Genomic DNA, 14,667 nt, shown 5'->3' with positions numbered 1-14,667 from the left:
TGGGACGTCACTGGTCGGTGTCGGCCTTCTTGTCGTCGTCCTCGCCCTCGATCACGGGGATGAGGGAGAGCTTTCCGCGGGAGTCGATCTCGGCGATCTCGACCTGGACCCTGGCGCCCACGCCGAGCACGTCCTCGACGTTCTCCACGCGCTTGCCGCCGGCGAGCTTGCGGATCTGCGAGATGTGCAGCAGTCCGTCCTTGCCGGGCATCAGGGACACGAACGCACCGAAGGTGGTCGTCTTCACGACCGTGCCCAGGTAGCGCTCGCCGACCTCCGGCATGGTCGGGTTGGCGATGCTGTTGATCGTGGCGCGGGCGGCCTCGGCCTGCGAGCCCTGGGCGGCACCGATGTAGATGGTGCCGTCGTCCTCGATCGTGATGTCGGCGCCGGTGTCCTCCTGGATCTGGTTGATCATCTTGCCCTTGGGGCCGATGACCTCACCGATCTTGTCGACGGGGATCTTCACGGTGATGATCCGCGGCGCGTTCGGGGACATCTCGTCCGGCGTGTCGATCGCTTCCATCATCACGTCGAGGATGTGGAGGCGGGCGTCACGGGCCTGCTTGAGGGCGGCGGCCAGGACGGAGGCGGGGATGCCGTCCAGCTTGGTGTCGAGCTGGAGGGCGGTCACGAACTCCTTGGTGCCGGCGACCTTGAAGTCCATGTCGCCGAAGGCGTCCTCCGCACCGAGGATGTCGGTGAGGGCGACGTAGTGCGTCTCGCCGTTGATCTCCTGGGAGATCAGGCCCATGGCGATGCCGGCGACGGGGGCCTTGAGCGGCACACCGGCGTTCAGCAGCGACATGGTGGAGGCGCAGACCGAGCCCATGGACGTCGAGCCGTTGGAACTGAGGGCCTCGGACACCTGACGGATCGCGTAGGGGAAGTCCTCGCGGGTCGGGAGCACCGGCACGATGGCGCGCTCGGCGAGGGCGCCGTGGCCGATCTCGCGGCGCTTGGGGGAGCCCACGCGGCCGGTCTCGCCGACGGAGTACGGCGGGAAGTTGTAGTTGTGCATGTAGCGCTTGCGGGTCACCGGGGAGAGGGTGTCCAGCTGCTGCTCCATGCGGAGCATGTTGAGGGTGGTGACGCCCAGGATCTGGGTCTCGCCACGCTCGAACAGCGCGGAGCCGTGCACCCGCGGGATGGCCTCGACCTCGGCGGCCAGGGTGCGGATGTCAGTGACTCCGCGGCCGTCGATGCGCTTCTTCTCCTTGATGACGCGCTCACGGACCAGGGACTTGGTCAGCGCGCGGTACGCGGCGGAGATCTCCTTCTCGCGGCCCTCGAACTCCGGCAGGAGCTTCTCGGCGGCGAGCTGCTTGACGCGGTCGAGCTCGGCCTCGCGCTCCTGCTTGCCGGCGATGGTGAGCGCCTGGGCGAGCTCGGGGCGGACGGCGCCGGTCAGCGCCTCCAGGACGTCGTCCTGGTGGTCCAGGAAGATCGGGAACTCGCCGGTCGGCTTGGCGGCCTTCGCGGCGAGGTCGGCCTGGGCCTTGCAGAGGACCTTGATGAAGGGCTTCGCGGCCTCGAGGCCGGCGGCGACGACCTCCTCGGTGGGGGCCTCGGCACCGCCCTCGACCAGCTTGACGGTCTGGTCAGTGGCCTCGGCCTCGACCATCATGATCGCGACGTCGCCGTCCTCCAGGACGCGGCCCGCGACGACCATGTCGAAGACGGCGTCCTCGAGCTCGGTGTGCGTCGGGAAGGCGACCCACTGGCCGCGGATCAGCGCGACGCGGACGCCGCCGATCGGGCCGGAGAAGGGCAGACCGGCCAGCTGCGTGGACGCGGAGGCGGCGTTGATCGCCACGACGTCGTACAGGTGATCGGGGTTGAGCGCCATGATCGTGGCGACGACCTGGATCTCGTTGCGCAGGCCCTTCTTGAAGGACGGGCGCAGCGGGCGGTCGATGAGGCGGCAGGTGAGGATCGCGTCCTCGGAGGGCCGGCCCTCCCGGCGGAAGAAGGAGCCGGGGATCTTGCCGGCCGCGTACATCCGCTCCTCGACGTCCACCGTGAGGGGGAAGAAGTCGAGCTGGTCCTTGGGGTTCTTCGAGGCCGTGGTGGCCGACAGCACCATGGTGTCGTCGTCCAGGTAGGCCACGGCGGAGCCGGCGGCCTGACGGGCGAGGCGGCCCGTCTCGAAGCGGATGGTGCGGGTACCGAAGGAGCCGTTGTCGATGACGGCTTCGGCGTAGTGGGTCTCGTTCTCCACCAGTGGGTTCTCCGTTACTTGTCGTCTTTTGTCCCGCCTCGCCCGTGTGGCGGGGGGACGGGGTGGAGAAGCGCGCCGTCTGGTGCGGGCCGGTCTTCGATCGAAGCTCCCGGGTTCATTCACCCGGGGGCCACTACCGAGGACCGGCGGCGGCGAGGTGCGCTTCCCCTCGTACGTCGGGACGTCCGGGGGACGTCGGGGGTGGTGCCGGTGACGGCCGCGACCTGGTGCGGTACCGGTCGTCACAGCGATTCGGTGCTCTTGCGTTGTGCTACCACACTACAAAGACGTGGTGACACTCCGCACGTACAGCAAAAGGAGCGGTCCCCTTTCCCCAGGGGAACCGCTCCCGTCACGGCGTCTTACTTGGCGCCCGCCGCACCACGGCGGATGCCGAGGCGGTCGACCAGCGCACGGAAGCGCTGGATGTCCTTCTTGGCGAGGTACTGCAGCAGCCGGCGGCGCTGACCGACCAGGATGAGCAGACCACGACGGGAGTGGTGGTCGTGCTTGTGGGTCTTGAGGTGCTCCGTCAGGTCGGAGATCCGACGGGACAGGAGAGCGACCTGGACCTCGGGGGAGCCGGTGTCACCTTCCTTGGTGCGGAAGTCGGCGATGATCTGGTTCTTCGTAGCGGCGTCGAGCGACACGCGTACTCCTCATGGTCTGTAACTGGCCACCGAGCGCCCCCGGTCTTCACCTCGGGGGATCTTCCATGACTCGGAAGGCGGGATCCGCAGGGCGCGGCCCCCGGAGGAGCGCTCCGAGGGTGCGTACACATACGTCCATCGCTCAGAGTACCAGTCGACGGCAGGCCCCCTTACCGCGGGCCGCGGAACCGCCCAGGTGGGACGCGGGGTGCCACTAATGTGAGCGCTCGTAACCAGTCCATCGGACCAGTCATAGGTCGGGAAGGGGTCGCTGCGACATGGCGGAGACGGCTGAGGAGATCAAGGCACGCAAGGAGCGGGAGAAGGACGAGCTCTACGCCCTCGACATCTCCGGCGTCGAGTGGCACAGCGCGCCGGGCACCGAGGAGCACGAGGAGCGGGTCGAGATCGCCTACCTGCCCGACGGCGCGGTGGCCATGCGGTCCTCCCTCGACCCGGACACGGTGCTGCGGTACACGGAGGCGGAGTGGCGTGCGTTCGTGCTCGGCGCGCGGGACGGCGAGTTCGACCTGGAGCCGGCGCCGGGGACCGGCGGGGCGGGCGCCGCAGGGACAGCGGCCGAGGCCGCCGAGTAGTCCGAGCAGTCCGGGATCGGTCCGGCGCTCCGGACCGATCCCGATCGAGGTGACCGCCCGTGGATTCTTCTCCCATGGGCGGTTTCTTTCGTTGTGCAGTGAATGTGTACGCCCCTTGACAGCAACGGGTGTTGTGGGGGGCACTGGCTGAGGGGTGGGCAGGGCTGACGGGGCAGGGCTACCCGTGATTAGGCTGGTACCCGACGCGACACCAAAACACCCGCGAACCGGGTATCGGCGTCGCAGGCCCGGGGGAGGCCGGTTCGGACGATGTCGTCCTCATGCAGGACCAGTTCGGACCACTGCAGGTGGTCGCCCCAGCACAGCACGACGGCACAAGGGTGCTCGACCAGACCAGGAGGAACTGTGGGCAGCGATCGGGACGGGATCCGCGGGGGCTGGGCAACACCCGGCGATGACCAGCCCGATACGGAGTCCGCCGTCGAGACGACGGGCGAGTTCACCATCGACTACGCGCCGCCGGCCTGGTACACGCAGAACGCTTCGGGGAGTTCGGAGTCAAGGTCGGGGTCGAGGGCCGACGCCTCGCCCTCTCCTCCCGTTTCCCCAGGGCGTGTTCCGCCGTTGCCCGGGTTGACTCCGCCGCCGCACGCGGTCGGCGCTTCGGGGCCTTCGTCCCTTCCGGCGCCGACACCGGCGCCGGGGGCGCCTTTCACCCCGCCCGCGCCCGCTCCCGCGCCGGGCGCTCCCTTTGCACCGCCGGCTCCCACGCCGGGAGCTCCGTTCACGCCGCCCGCTCCGCCGTCCGGGGGGCCGGGCGCCGTACCGCGGCTTCCGGTGGGCAGCGGGTTCGAGCCGGAGCCCCAGTCGGCGTCCACGCCGGAGCCGGGCTCTGTTTCTCCTGCGGCCGTGCCGGATCTTCCGGTCAGTGGGTTCGGCCGGGACTCCGGCAGTGGTGACCTCGAGAGCGGTGCCACCATCCGCTTCTCCGCCGCCGCGCTGAAGCAGGAGATCCAGGACCGTGAGGCCGAGAGCGAAGCCGTGTCCGCCGAGCCCGAGGCGGACGCGGAACCGGAAACACGGCCGGAGCCCGCCGACGACCAGGACCTGACCGGCGACGGCGAGCACGCCGGAGACACGGACGAGCTCAAGGACGACGTCCAGGACGTCGAGCCCTCCGTCGCCTCCATTGCGTCCGTCCCCTTCGCTGCTGACGGCGCCGAGGACGGGGACACCGGCATCGCCGACCTCTCCGAATCGTCCGCGGATGTCGACGAAGGCGACGAGCACGCCACGAACGACGACTTCGACGAGCCCGAGGCGGAGTCGGAGCCTGGGGCGGACACCAAGGCCGAGGCGGACGCACCCGAGCCCGAGGACGCGAAGCCGGTGAACGACGAACCGGTGGACGACGCGGTGCCCTCCGCACCCGGCGCGGTCGGCGTGCCCGAGGACTCTGTACCTGCCTCGTCCGACACCTCGGCCCCGGTGGCCTGGACTCCCCCGGCACCGCCGGTCGTGCCGCCCCCGTCGCACCCCGCCGCGCGGGCGCCCGCAAGCCAGTGGCCGGCACAGCCGCAGCAGTCGCCGCAGGCTCCCGCAGCGCCCCCGGCACCGGTCGTTCCCGAACCGGCGCAGCCGGAAGGCGTGGGGGTGTCTGCCCAGCAGCCGCAGCAGCCTCCCTTCCAGCCGCAGGCGCCGCAGCCCGCGCCCGCCGCCTGGAACGCGCCAAACGGACCGATGCCACCGCACCCGGCACCCGCCTCGCCCACGCAACAGCCACAGCCGCAGCCGCAGCCGCAGCCGCAGCCGCAGCCGCAGCCGCAGCCGCCGGTGCAACAGCCCGCTCCTCAGGCCGGATACGGCTTCCCCCAGCCGGGCGCTCCCTTCCCCGGCGCCCAGGCCGGTTACGGCTTCCCGCCCACCGGTCCCGCCCCGGCCGCCCCGGCCGCCCAGACTCCCCCGGCCCAGCCGGGTGGTTACGGCTTCCCGCAGCAGCCGCCGGCACCGCAGGAGTACCCGCAGCAGCCCGTACCCCCGCAGACGCAGCCCCAGCAGCCCGGCATGCCCCCGCAGGCACAACCGCAGCAACCGCAGGCCGCGCAGCAGGGATTCCCGCTCCAACAGCCCCTGCCGCCGCAGAACCCGCAGGCTGTCGCGCCGCCTCCGCACACCGCGCCTCAGCCCCCGCAGGCCGGCCAGCCGCCCGTCGATCCGCGTGCCGGGGCCGCCTGGCCGCAGCCCATCCAGCACGACCAGCGGCAGCCGACCAACCCCGGTGCCGCGCCGCTCGGTTACACCGCGGCTGTGGAACTGTCGTCGGACCGGCTGCTCAACAGCAGGAAGCAGAAGGCCAAGAGCAGCCGTCCCGCGGCAGGCGGGTCGCGTTTCAAGCTGGGCGGCAAGAAGGAGGAGGCCGAGCGGCAGCGGAAGCTGGAGCTGATCCGCACTCCGGTGCTGTCCTGCTACCGGATCGCCGTGATCAGCCTCAAGGGCGGCGTCGGCAAGACGACCACGACCACCGCGCTCGGCGCCACCCTCGCCAGCGAGCGGCAGGACAAGATCCTCGCGATCGACGCCAACCCCGACGCCGGTACGCTCGGCCGCCGGGTGCGGCGGGAGACCGGGGCCACCATTCGTGACCTGGTGCAGGCGATCCCGCACCTCAGCTCGTACATGGACATCCGGCGGTTCACCTCGCAGGCGCCCTCCGGTCTGGAGATCATCGCCAACGACGTCGACCCCGCCGTCTCGACGGCGTTCAACGACGAGGACTACCGGCGGGCGATCGACGTCCTGGGCAAGCAGTACCCGATCATCCTGACCGACTCCGGTACGGGTCTGCTCTACAGCGCCATGCGCGGGGTACTGGACCTGGCCGATCAGCTCATCATCGTCTCGACGCCGTCCGTGGACGGTGCGAGCAGCGCCAGCACGACGCTGGACTGGCTGTCGGCCCATGGGTACGCGGATCTCGTCTCGCGGTCGCTCACGGTCATCTCGGGTGTGCGCGAGACCGGAAAGATGATCAAGGTCGATGACATCGTGTCGCACTTCCGGACACGGTGCCGCGGCGTGCTCGTCGTACCGTTCGACGAGCACCTTGCCGCGGGTGCGGAGGTCGACCTCGACATGATGCGACCGAAGGTGCGGGAGGCGTACTTCCACCTCGCGTCGATGGTCGCCGAGGACTTCGTCCGGCACCAGCAGTCGCACGGTCTGTGGACCTCCGACGGCAACCCGCCGCCGGTCGCCGCCCCGCCGCTGCCGGGCCAGTACGTCCCGGGGCAGTACGTCCCGGGGCAGCACATCCCGGGCCAGTACGTCCCGAATCAGCCCTACCCGGGCCAGCAGGCACCGCACCCCCAACAGGCTCCGCACCCCCAGCAGCCGCCACAGCAACCGCAGCCCGGACAGCCGTACGCCCCGCCCCCCGCGCAGCCCGGCCAGCCCTACCCGCAGCCGGGTCACGGTCAGCCCCCGGCGCAGCCCGGCCAGGGATACCCGCAGGCCGCCCCGGGCCGGTCGTACCCCCAGCCGCCCGGCTACGGCTATCCGCAGCCGGGCGGGCCGGATCAGTACGGCCAACCCGGCCACCCCGGCCAGCCCGGCGGCGGGCAGACGCCTCCTCCGCAGGCGCCGCCTCCGCAGCAGTAACTGCCGCGTATGTCACCCGATCGGCCCCTTTCGAGGGGCCGGTCCTGTTTTCGGCCCGCACTGTTCGTATGCGGTGCGGACCGTCCCCGTTTCCGGGTCGCGTCCCGGCGTCAGGCGCTGGCCAGGAGCGCTTCAGTGGTCTCGACCAATGTGCACAAAGGGCTCGCCAATTCACTGTTTCCGCAGGCCACATGGGGTGCGCGTGCCGTTGACGGCCGCGGATTCCGCTGGTAGACACTCAGCACTCACCTGATCAACCCGTCCTTCCCGTGCGAGTGATGACGCGAGGTCAGCGACCCTATGGACACGAATGATCAGTACGGCGGGCACCACGACACCAGGCGTCCCCGCGCCCTGCACCGGACCCGTACGCGGGGTGGTGCGGTCCCCCGCCGTGTCCGGCTCGCCGCGGCGGCCGGTGCGGCCGCGCTCGCCCTCACCGCCGGGCTCGCGACCCCGCTCGATCCGGCACCGCGGCAGGCCCGAGCGGCCGACGACGGCAAGCGGACGCTGACCGTCGCGGTGGCGCAGAGCGTCGATTCGCTCAGTCCGTTCCTCGCGGTGCGGCTGCTCAGTACGAGCGTTCACCGGCTCACGTACGAGTATCTGACCAACTACGACCCCGAGGACAACCATGTCGTCCCGGGGCTGGCCACCCAGTGGGAGTCGTCCCCGGACAAGTTGACGTGGACGTACACCATCCGCTCCGACTCGAAGTGGTCGGACGGGGAGCAGGCCACCGCCGAGGACGCGGCGTGGACGTTCCGCACGATGATGGCCGACGAGGGCGCGGCCACGGCGAACGGCAGCTTCGTCGCCAACTTCGAGGAGGTCACGGCGCCGAGCCCGACCGAGCTGGTCATCCGGCTGAAGAAGCCGCAGGCCACCATGACCGCGCTGGACGTGCCGATCGTGCCCAGGCATGTGTGGGAGAAGGTCGACGACTTCTCGAAGTTCAACAACGACAAGGACCTCCCCGTCGTCGGCAACGGGCCGTTCGTCCTCACCGACTACAAGGCCGACAGCTATGTGCGGTTGGAGGCCAACAAGGACTTCTGGCGCGGGGCGCCGAAGTTCGACGAGCTGCTCTTCCGGTACTACAAGGACCAGGACGCGGCGGTGTCGGCGCTGCGCAAGGGTGAGGTGTCGTTCGTCGCCGGGTCGCCGTCCCTGACTCCGGCGCAGGCGGCCTCGCTCCAGAACGAGAAGAACATTCGCGTCAACGACGCGCCCGGCCGCCGCTTCTACGCTCTCGCCACCAATCCGGGTGCGAAGGCGAAAAACGGCGAGAAGATGGGCGACGGGCATCCCTCCCTGCTGGACCAGCGGGTACGCGACGCACTGTTCATGGCGGTCGACCGGAAGACCGTCGTCGACAAGGTGTTCCGGGGCCACGCGGTGAACGGCGCGGGCTACATCCCGCCGCGCTACGCGCAGTACTTCTGGGAGCCGTCGGCCGGCCAGGAGCTGGCGTACGACCCCGGGAAAGCGGGCCGGCTGCTCGACCAGGCGGGCTACGAGAGGAACGGGGACGGCAAGCGCGTCGGCAAGGACGGCAAGCCGTTGAACTACCGCATCCTGTGCCACGCCACCGACCCGAACGACAAGGCCATCGGCAAGTACCTCGAGGAGTGGTGGGGCGATCTCGGCATCGGGGTCACCCTCAACTGCCTGGACAACGTGACCGATCCCTGGCTCGCCGGTGAGTACGATCTCGCCTTCGACGGCTGGTCGGTCAACCCCGACCCCGACTTCGTCCTGTCGATCCACACCTGCGGGGCGCTCCCGGCGACGCCGAAGGACACCGGCGCGACCGACAACTTCATCTGCGACAAGAAGTACGACGGGCTGTACGCACGGCAGTTGGCCGAGTACGACCCCGCCGAACGGGCGAACATCGTCCAGCAGATGCAGTCACGGCTGTACGACCTCGGGTATATGAACGTCATGGCGTATCCGAACGCGGTCGAGGCGTACCGCACCGACCAGATCGAGTCGATCACCACAATGCCCTCGAAGGCGGGCAACATCTACGGCCAGGACGGCTACTGGAGCTGGTGGTCCGCGGTGCCCGTGGACTCCGCTGAGGGTTCCGGCGGTTCGTCGTCGACGGGTGTGGTCGTCGGGATCGTCGCGGGTGTCGTCGCCCTCGCGGGTCTCGGGGTGTTCGTGGCGATGCGGCGGCGGGCCACGGCCGAGGACCGCGAGTAGACGGGCGAACGGGTACTCATGACCGCCGATGCGACATCCGCTCCCGTCGAGGGCGCTCGGACGGCCTCCGGTCCGGTGCAGGACGGACCGGAGGCCCCCCGCGGGCCGCGGGCCCGCACCACCACCGCGTATCCGCGATATGTGGCGGGCAAGATGGCCGGCGCGGCCGTGTCCCTCCTGGCCGTCCTCGTCACCGGTTTCTTCCTCTTCCGGCTGATCCCGGGCGACCCGGTGAAGTTCATGACCGGCGGCCGCCAGGTGTCGACCGAGCAACTCGCCGTCTATCGAAGGGAGTTCGGGCTGGACCTGCCGTTGTGGCAGCAGTTCACGGACTATTGCGGCAAGGCTCTCACGGGTGATCTGGGAACGTCGTACCAGTTCAACGCGCCGGTGGTCGACAAGATCACCGAGGCGTTGCCGAACACGCTGCTGCTCACCGGCACGGCCTTCGTCCTCTACACGGCGCTCGGCATCGTGCTCGGCATCCGGTCGGCGTGGCGGCACGGGCGGCTCGGGGACCGGCTCAACACGGGTCTGGCGCTGCTCCTCTACTCCCTCCCGTCCTTCTGGCTCGGGCTGCTGCTGATCATCACGCTGGGGGTGGGCATCGGGCCGATTCCGGGGCTGTTCCCCACCGGTGGCATGGAGTCGGGCGGCGAGGAGGGCTTCGCCCAGGTCCTGGACGTGGCGCACCACTTGGTCCTGCCGGTGGCGACGCTGGTGGCGGTGGAGTACGGGCAGACTCTGCTGGTGACGCGGTCGGCGTTGCTGGACGAGATGGGCAGCGACTATCTGACCACCGCGCGCGCCAAGGGGCTCCGTGAGGACCTGGTCCGGCACCGGCACGCGGTGCCCAACGCGCTGCTGCCGACAGTGACGCTGATCTTCATCAACCTCGGGCGGACAGTGGCCGGGGTGATCCTGGTGGAGACGGTCTTCTCCTGGCCGGGGCTCGGCGGGTTGTTCTACCAGGCGCTGAGCGTGCCCGATCTACCGTTGGTGCAGGGGCTGTTCCTCGTGTTCGCCGCGGCGGTGATCGTGATGAACACGCTGGCCGATCTGATCTATCCGCTGCTCGATCCCCGGGTGGGCCGATGACGACGGACGAGGGCACGACGGACGAGGGCACGATGACCGGGACAGCGGCGACCCCGCCGGCGGCCGCACCGGCCGCCCGGGGCAGCACGGGAGGTCCGCGCACGCTCGCGTGGCGGCGGCGCAGGGCCTCGGCGGCGCGGTTCTGGCGGCGGTACCGCACCCACCGGTCCGGCGTCGTGGGCCTGGCCGCGCTCCTGCTGTTCGCGCTGGCGGCCCTGACCGCTCCGTTGCTGGCCGGCTCCGACGTGGACAACGTGACGGACGCGCCGGGCAGTCCGCTGGAGCGCCCGAGCGCCGAATTTCCCTTCGGCACCGACCAGTTCGGAAGGAATCTGCTCGGTCTGGTGATCTGGGGTGCGCGGGTGTCGCTGCTCGTGGGGCTGCTCGCCGCCGTACTGTCGGTGGCGATCGGCACCCTGATCGGAGTGACGGCGGGACACTTCCGGGGGTGGTACGCGACGGTGGCGATGCGGGTCACCGACTGGTTCCTGGTGATGCCCACACTGGTCCTGGCGATCGCGCTGGCCACCGTGATGTCCCGTTCGCTCGTCACGATCGTGGTGGCGATCGGGGTCACGACCTGGCCGACGACGGCCCGGCTGGTGCGCGCGCAGACCCTGGCGGTGGAGACCCGGCCGTACATCGAACGCGCGCGGGCGCTGGGCGGCGGCCACTGGCATGTGATGTCGCGCCATGTGCTGCCCCATGTGATGCCGCTGGTGCTGGCGCAGACGACCCTGATCATCTCCGCGGCGATCCTGGCGGAGGCGACCCTGGCGTTCCTCGGGCTCGGTGATCCGACGGTGGTGTCGTGGGGCGGGCTGCTGCAGGACGCGCGGGAGGCGGGTGCGGTCAGCGCCGGGCACTGGTGGTACCTGGTGCCACCGGGCATCGCGATCGCCGTGGTGGCACTGGCGTTCACGCTCTGCGGGCGTGCCGTGGAGTCCGTCCTCAACCCCAGGCTGGGGGTGTCCCGTTGAGTCTGCTCGACGTCAGGGACCTGACGGTGACGTATGCGGGCGGGGCCGCCGCGGTGCGCGGGGTGGACCTGAGCCTGGAGGCCGGGCAGAAGCTGGGCATCGCCGGGGAGTCGGGCTGCGGCAAGTCGACGCTCGCGCTGGCCCTGCTGCGGCTGCTGCCGTCCGGGACGCGGACCGGCGGGGAGATCCTCCTGGACGGCGAGGACGTGCTCGCCATGAAGTGGGGCCGCCTACGGGCGGTCCGCTGGGCCGGGGCCTCGATCGTGTTCCAGGGCGCGATGCACTCGCTCAACCCCGTGCACCGCATCGGCGACCAGATCGCCGAGCCGGTCCTGCTGCACCGGAAGGCGACCCCGTCGGGGGCCCGGAAGAAGGCCGGCGAGCTGCTGGAGCAGGTCGGCCTGCCGGCCGCTCGGGCGGCCGACCACCCGCACGAGCTGTCCGGCGGTCAGCGTCAGCGCGTCATGATCGCGATGGCGCTGGCCTGCGATCCGATGCTGATCGTCGCGGACGAGCCGACCACCGCGCTCGATGTGATGATCCAGGCGCAGATCCTGCGGCTCATCGAGCAGCTGGTGGCCGACCAGGACGTGGGCCTGATCATGATCAGTCACGATCTGGCGGTCCTCGCCGACACCTGTGACCGGCTCGCGGTGATGTACGCGGGCCGGGTGGTGGAGGAGGGTCCGGCCCAGCAGGTGTACGAGGCCGCCCGGCACCCGTACGCCCGTGCCCTGTCGGCGGCGTTCCCCCGCATCGGCGACCCGGCGTCGCGCTTCGCGCCGCGCGGCCTGGCTGGCGACCCGCCGGACCCTTCGGTACTGCCGGCCGGGTGCACGTTCCATCCGCGCTGCCCGGTGGCCCTGGAGTCCTGCGCGGTGGACGACCAGCCGCTGCGGGTGGCAGGGCCAAAGCGACGGGCGGCATGCGTACGGGTCACGACGGACGCGACGGAGGAGCCACCGGTCCACGAGCCGGGGCCGCGTGAGTCCCGATCTCGGGGTTCCGATGCGTGCTCCCTGAAAGAAGTGAGGCGTATCACCCCATGACGGCCTCCCCCGCTGCTGCCCCCGGCCCTCCGGGTTCCCCCGGCTCCCCCGCGTTCCCCGGCGCCCCCCTGCTGAGCGCCCAAGCAGTGCGGGTCGCCTTCCCCGGACGGCACGGTGCCGGTCCCGCCCGCGCGGTGGACGGTGTCGACCTCGGCATCCGGCCCGGTGAGATCGTCGCCCTGGTGGGCGAGTCGGGCTGCGGCAAGACGACCCTGGCCCGCGCCCTGCTGGGCCTGGTCGAGCCGACCGCGGGACGCGTCTCCTTCGACGGGCGCCCGCTCGACTACTCCGGCCGCTCCCTCAAGGCGTACCGCAAGCGGGTCCAGCTGGTCCTCCAGGACCCGAGCGGCTCGCTCAACCCCCGGCACACGGTGTACGACGCGGTGGCCGAGGGGCTGCGCATCCACGGGTACGGCGGTGACGAACGGGAGGCGGTCGCGAAGGCCCTGTCCCGGGCCGGGCTGCGGCCGCCGGAGCGCTTCTTCCTGCGCTATCCGCACGAGCTGTCCGGCGGTCAGCGCCAGCGGGTGGTGATCGCGGGCGCGCTGGTCCTGGAACCCGAACTCCTCATCGCGGACGAGCCGGTGGCCTCCCTGGACGCCTCCGTACGCGGCGAGATCCTGGCCCTGCTGCTCCGGCTCCGTGCCGAGCTGGGCCTGTCCGCGCTGGTGGTCACGCACGACCTCGGGCTGGCCTGGAACATCGCCGACCGGGTCGCGGTGATGTATCTCGGCCGGATCGTGGAGACCGGGGCGGTGGAGCAGGTGCTGACCGCGCCCCGGCACCCGTACACGCAGGCCCTGTTGTCGGTGCTCCCCAAGGCCCCGGGCGACCCGGTGGTCCTGACCGGTGAGCCGCCGGATCCGACCCGTGTTCCAGGGGGCTGCCGGTTCCACGCGCGCTGCCAGATCCTGCTCGGCGGGGAGGCGGACCGGGCGGGCGTCGCGGACGCGTGCCGGACCCGGGACCTGGAGATCCTCGACGGCGGGGGTGGGGACGACGGAGGCGAGGGCACGGTCGGCCAGGTGGCCTGCCACTGGGCCCACGCGCGCGAGGCCCGGGGTCCGTCCGGGCCCTCTGCCCCGCCGCTTCGCGCGTAAGAGCCGGTCGGGTGACCTTCGATCGGAGAGCGGACGCGGTCCGGTGCGTGCGATTCCAAGGCGCCGGGATGTGTGCGTGCCAGGGCGTGGCCGCCCGATCAGAGGTCATCCGACCGGCTCTGAGGGCCCGTGTACGTGCCTACGGCCTCTCGGCCGCTGCCACCAGTTCCTTGCAGCGCCTGACGTCCGCGGCGATCTGCTCCATCAGCGCCTCGAGCGAGTCGAACTTCGCCTGCCCGCGGACGAAGGCGAGGAAGTCGACGGCGACGTGCAGGCCGTAGAGGTCCAGGTCGACGCGGTCGATGGCGTACGCCTCGACCGTGCGCTCGGTGCCGTCGAACTGGGGGTTGGTGCCGACGGAGATCGCGGCCGGCATGGCCTCGCCCTGGGCGTGCAGCCAGCCCGCGTAGACGCCGTCGGCGGGGATCGCGGTGTGCGGGAGCGTCTCGACGTTGGCCGTGGGGAAGCCCAGTTCGCGGCCGCGCCGGGCACCGCTGACGACCACGCCCTCCACCCGGTGCGGGCGGCCCAGGATCTCGGCGGCGCCCTCGACCTCGCCCTCGACGATCAGGCGGCGGGTGAGGGTGGAGGAGAACGGCTCGCCGCCGCCGGCCTCGCCGCTCACGTACAGTTCGACGACCTCGACCTCGAAGTCGTAGATCTTGCCCTGTTCCGCGAGGAAGTCCACGGTGCCCGCGGCCCGGTGGCCGAAGCGGAAGTTGGGGCCCTCGACGACCGCCTTGGCGCGCAGTTTGTCGACCAGGACCTTGCCCACGAACTCGGCCGGCGACAGCTTCGAGAACTCCGTGGTGAAGGGGAGGATCAGGACCGCGTCCACTCCCAGCTCGGTCATGAGTTCCGCGCGGCGGTGATGCGGGGCGATCAGCGGCGGGTGGCTGCCGGGGCGGACGACCTCGCTGGGGTGCGGGTCGAAGGTGACGACGACCGTGGGGACACCCAGTTCCCGGGCACGGTTCACGGCGTGCCTGATGATCAGCTGGTGCCCGCGGTGGACTCCGTCGTAGGAACCGATGGTGACGACGCTGCGCCCCCAGTCCTGGGGGATGTCCTCCAAGCCACGCCAGCGCTGCACTGCCTGCTCCTTGTCGAAACCTTGTCGGGCCGAGTCCGTGGACTTCTCCTG

10 protein-coding genes are annotated in these 14,667 nt (G+C 70.9%); 7 read left to right on the top strand and 3 right to left on the bottom strand.

Going from position 1 to position 14,667, the window contains the following annotated elements:
• Nucleotides 1-7: 7 nt before the first annotated feature.
• Nucleotides 8-2,221, bottom strand: coding sequence for a polyribonucleotide nucleotidyltransferase (locus ACFPZI_RS11380; protein ID WP_381361711.1), 2,214 nt, complete (start codon nucleotides 2,219-2,221; stop codon nucleotides 8-10).
• A 362-nt stretch (nucleotides 2,222-2,583) separates the two neighbouring features.
• On the bottom strand, nucleotides 2,584-2,871 hold the full coding sequence (gene rpsO / locus ACFPZI_RS11375; RefSeq protein ID WP_042168273.1) for a 30S ribosomal protein S15: 288 nt from the start codon (nucleotides 2,869-2,871) through the stop codon (nucleotides 2,584-2,586).
• A 278-nt stretch (nucleotides 2,872-3,149) separates the two neighbouring features.
• Between rpsO and ACFPZI_RS11370 the strand changes: the two genes are divergently transcribed.
• From ACFPZI_RS11370 to ACFPZI_RS11340, 7 genes are all read left to right on the top strand, one after another.
• The gene (locus ACFPZI_RS11370) at nucleotides 3,150-3,467 is read left to right on the top strand and encodes a DUF397 domain-containing protein (protein ID WP_381210559.1); all 318 of its coding nucleotides are present in this window, start codon (nucleotides 3,150-3,152) and stop codon (nucleotides 3,465-3,467) included.
• Nucleotides 3,468-3,833: 366 nt separating this feature from the next.
• Entirely contained in the window at nucleotides 3,834-7,085 is a 3,252-nt protein-coding gene (locus ACFPZI_RS11365; RefSeq protein ID WP_381361708.1) for an SCO5717 family growth-regulating ATPase, read from the top strand.
• A gap of 300 nt (nucleotides 7,086-7,385) precedes the next feature.
• Nucleotides 7,386-9,296, top strand: a complete 1,911-nt coding sequence (locus ACFPZI_RS11360) for an ABC transporter substrate-binding protein (protein WP_381361705.1) — start codon at nucleotides 7,386-7,388, stop codon at nucleotides 9,294-9,296.
• A gap of 18 nt (nucleotides 9,297-9,314) precedes the next feature.
• Nucleotides 9,315-10,394, top strand: a complete 1,080-nt coding sequence (locus ACFPZI_RS11355) for an ABC transporter permease (protein WP_381361702.1) — start codon at nucleotides 9,315-9,317, stop codon at nucleotides 10,392-10,394.
• Nucleotides 10,395-10,426: 32 nt separating this feature from the next.
• Nucleotides 10,427-11,374 (top strand): ABC transporter permease, encoded by a 948-nt coding sequence (locus ACFPZI_RS11350; RefSeq protein ID WP_381361731.1) that lies wholly within the window; start codon nucleotides 10,427-10,429, stop codon nucleotides 11,372-11,374.
• Nucleotides 11,371-12,423 carry an ABC transporter ATP-binding protein gene (locus ACFPZI_RS11345; RefSeq protein WP_381361699.1) on the top strand — a complete coding sequence of 351 codons (1,053 nt, stop codon included), beginning with the start codon at nucleotides 11,371-11,373 and terminating at the stop codon, nucleotides 12,421-12,423. The genes ACFPZI_RS11350 and ACFPZI_RS11345 overlap by 4 nt, the downstream gene beginning before the upstream one ends.
• Nucleotides 12,420-13,523, top strand: coding sequence for an ABC transporter ATP-binding protein (locus ACFPZI_RS11340; protein WP_381361696.1), 1,104 nt, complete (start codon nucleotides 12,420-12,422; stop codon nucleotides 13,521-13,523). Before ACFPZI_RS11345 ends, ACFPZI_RS11340 begins: the two co-directional genes overlap by 4 nt.
• A gap of 139 nt (nucleotides 13,524-13,662) precedes the next feature.
• Here the strand turns inward: ACFPZI_RS11340 and ACFPZI_RS11335 are convergent, their stop codons facing one another.
• Nucleotides 13,663-14,616 carry a bifunctional riboflavin kinase/FAD synthetase gene (locus ACFPZI_RS11335; protein ID WP_381361693.1) on the bottom strand — a complete coding sequence of 318 codons (954 nt, stop codon included), beginning with the start codon at nucleotides 14,614-14,616 and terminating at the stop codon, nucleotides 13,663-13,665.
• Nucleotides 14,617-14,667: the final 51 nt, after the last annotated feature.

It is taken from the genome of Streptomyces chlorus (assembly GCF_042655885.1).
Taxonomy (GTDB): Bacteria; Actinomycetota; Actinomycetes; order Streptomycetales; family Streptomycetaceae; genus Streptomyces; species Streptomyces chlorus.
This window is presented reverse-complemented; position numbering and strand designations above follow the sequence as displayed.

Excerpts from the sequence above, each read along its gene's own strand:
- ACFPZI_RS11370 (WP_381210559.1), top strand. The coding sequence starts at position 3,150 with ATGGCGGAGACGGCTGAGGAGATCAAGGCACGCAAGGAGCGGGAGAAG.
- ACFPZI_RS11360 (WP_381361705.1), top strand. The coding sequence starts at position 7,386 with ATGGACACGAATGATCAGTACGGCGGGCACCACGACACCAGGCGTCCC.
- ACFPZI_RS11355 (WP_381361702.1), top strand. The coding sequence starts at position 9,315 with ATGACCGCCGATGCGACATCCGCTCCCGTCGAGGGCGCTCGGACGGCC.
- ACFPZI_RS11350 (WP_381361731.1), top strand. The coding sequence starts at position 10,427 with ATGACCGGGACAGCGGCGACCCCGCCGGCGGCCGCACCGGCCGCCCGG.
- ACFPZI_RS11340 (WP_381361696.1), top strand. The coding sequence starts at position 12,420 with ATGACGGCCTCCCCCGCTGCTGCCCCCGGCCCTCCGGGTTCCCCCGGC.